The 2100-nt window shown below is 76.6% G+C and carries 1 protein-coding gene and 1 pseudogene; one reads left to right on the top strand and one right to left on the bottom strand.

The window, feature by feature from the left end; translation table 11 throughout:
* Window positions 1–750: 750 nt before the first annotated feature.
* The gene (locus ACFU97_RS46030) at window positions 751–1749 is read right to left on the bottom strand and encodes a ScbA/BarX family gamma-butyrolactone biosynthesis protein (protein WP_384269277.1); all 999 of its coding nucleotides are present in this window, start codon (window positions 1747–1749) and stop codon (window positions 751–753) included.
* Between the two features lie 164 nt (window positions 1750–1913).
* On the opposite strand from ACFU97_RS46030, the pseudogene ACFU97_RS46035 reads away from it, so the two are divergent.
* Window positions 1914–2100 (top strand): annotated as a pseudogene (locus ACFU97_RS46035) (hypothetical protein); the annotation flags it as partial.

Here is a 2100-nt window from a genome sequence, read left to right on the forward strand (position 1 = left end):
GGGGCGGCCGGTGGCCGGGCCCGGCCCCCTGCGCAGGCCGGTACTGGCCGCCGGGGCGCGCGCCTGCCTTTCCCGGCGTGCCCGGTGCCCGGTGCCCGGTGCCGGGTCGCCCGGGCAGGCCCGGCGCGGGCTCCTGGCCGGGGCCTGCTCCGGTGCGGTGCCCCGCCCGGTGCCGTGCCCCCGCCCCGCGTCCGCGTGCACCTGTGTGCCGGGGCCGGTGTTGTGCCCTGGCTCATGCCGCGCCGTGCGGGCGGTGGGGGGTGTGGCGGCGGCCCTGTGCGGTGGTGTGCGCCGGTCGGTGCGGGTCCGGCGGGCGTGGTGCCCGCCGGCCGTGGCGGGAGGGCGGGGCCGGCGTCTGCGCGGTGGGCCGGCCCGTTGCACGGTGGCCGGTGCGTGCCGTGCGTGCCGTGCGTGCCGTGCGTGCCGTGCGGGCGGTGCGTGCCGTGCGTGCTGTGCGGGCGGTGCGGGCGGTGCGGGCTGTGGGGGGCCGGCCGGTGCGGGGGATGTGCCGGTCGTGCGGTGGTTCGTTCGGGCGGTCGTCGCCCCGGGGGGCCGCCTGCCCCGTGCGGGTGCGGGGAGCCGCCTGCCCGGTGCGGGTGTCTCGTGCTGCCTGCTGTGCGGGTGTCTGGTGCTGTGCCTGGTGTGCCGGGGTGGCCGCCGGTGGTGGCCGGTGGCCGTGCGGGGCTTTGTGCCGTGCGGGGTGCCGTCGTTCGCCGTGGGGGGTGCGGCGGGGCGGGTTTGGGCGGGGGGTTAGTGGGGGGTGGGTGGGGTGGTGGTGGTGATGTGGCAGGTGAAGGCTTCGGTGGTGTTCTGGTGGCCGGTGACGCGGATGGTTTCGGTGTGGCCGTCGGGGGAGTGGTGGTGGGGGGTGGCTTGGATGAGGCAGGGGGTGTCGAGTTCGACGTAGCGGGTGAAGGTGGCGCTGATGCGGGTGGGGAGGGTGGCGGAACGTTTTGCCGTGGCGGCGCTGGCCTGGCGGGCGGCTTCCAGCAGGACCATGCCGGGGACGTGGTCGACGGGGTGGTCGAACAGGACGGGGTGGCGGGTGTCGACGCGCAGCTGCCAGTGGTGGGGGGCGGTGGTGGGGGACAGGACGACGTCGACGGGGGAGGTGCGGGCGACGCTCTGCGGGGAGGCGGGGGCGGTCAGCGCCAGGGCGCGGACGCCTGCGAGGTCGTCGCGGCCGCGCAGGCGGCGGTAGACGGCGGGGGTGGCGGTGTTGAAGGAGGCGCTGCCGGTGGCGGCGGTGTGCCCCTCGCGCAGGATGCTGACCTCGTAGCGCAGGTGGGCGAGGTGGCCGGCGCGCAGGGTGGTCTCCACGGCGGTGACGGCGAGGTCGAGGGCGGCCGGGGCGGATCCGACGGCGAGGTGGCCGGGGTCCACGCTCAGGTCGAGGTGGCGCATGAGGAAGTGGTGGCCGAGCGGGACGCCGTACTCGGCGTGCGCGAGGAGCGAACCGACCTGGCGGATGGTTTCGGCGGCGATGAGCGGGTCGTGCAGCCCGTCCTCGGACGGGGTGAAGAAGCTGTGGGCGCGCGGCCACTGGGCGGCCACGGAGAAGTGGTGCTCGTCGCGGCGCTGCCAGCCGGTCAGCATGACCTCGGCGACGGCCGCGCGGTGCACGAACTCCTTGGGCACGGTGGTGGTCAGCGACGGGTGGGAGGAGACGACCACGTGCGGCGGGACGGCCGTCTCCCCCTTCGCGTCCTGCTGCGGTGCGCGCTCGACCGGGAATGTGATCGCGGGCATGGCTTCCCCCTGGGGCCGCGGCGATGAGTGGTGCGATGAGTGGTGCGATGGGTGGTGGCGCTCGAGCAAGGAAGATACATACCAACCGGTTTCATTTCTAGCGGTAGCGGGGACTCCGCCTCGGGAAGATGTGGAGGCGTTCCGTCCGTTCGGTGTGCTCACACGTGTCCCGCTGCACCGCTGCCGCCCGGGCCCGGCCCGCCGGCGCCCCCGGGCGCCTCGAGCAGGCCGCGAGCGTTCCTCCAGCGCGCGGCCCGATCGTGGCCGAACGCCGCCCGGTGATCAGGGAGTTGGGCCACCGCGCCGCCCCGCACCGGCCGCCCCGGCCGCCCCGGCCGCCCCGGCCGGGGC

Origin of the sequence: Streptomyces sp. NPDC057616, from assembly GCF_042800575.1 — a bacterium.
Classification (GTDB): Bacteria; Actinomycetota; Actinomycetes; order Streptomycetales; family Streptomycetaceae; genus Streptomyces.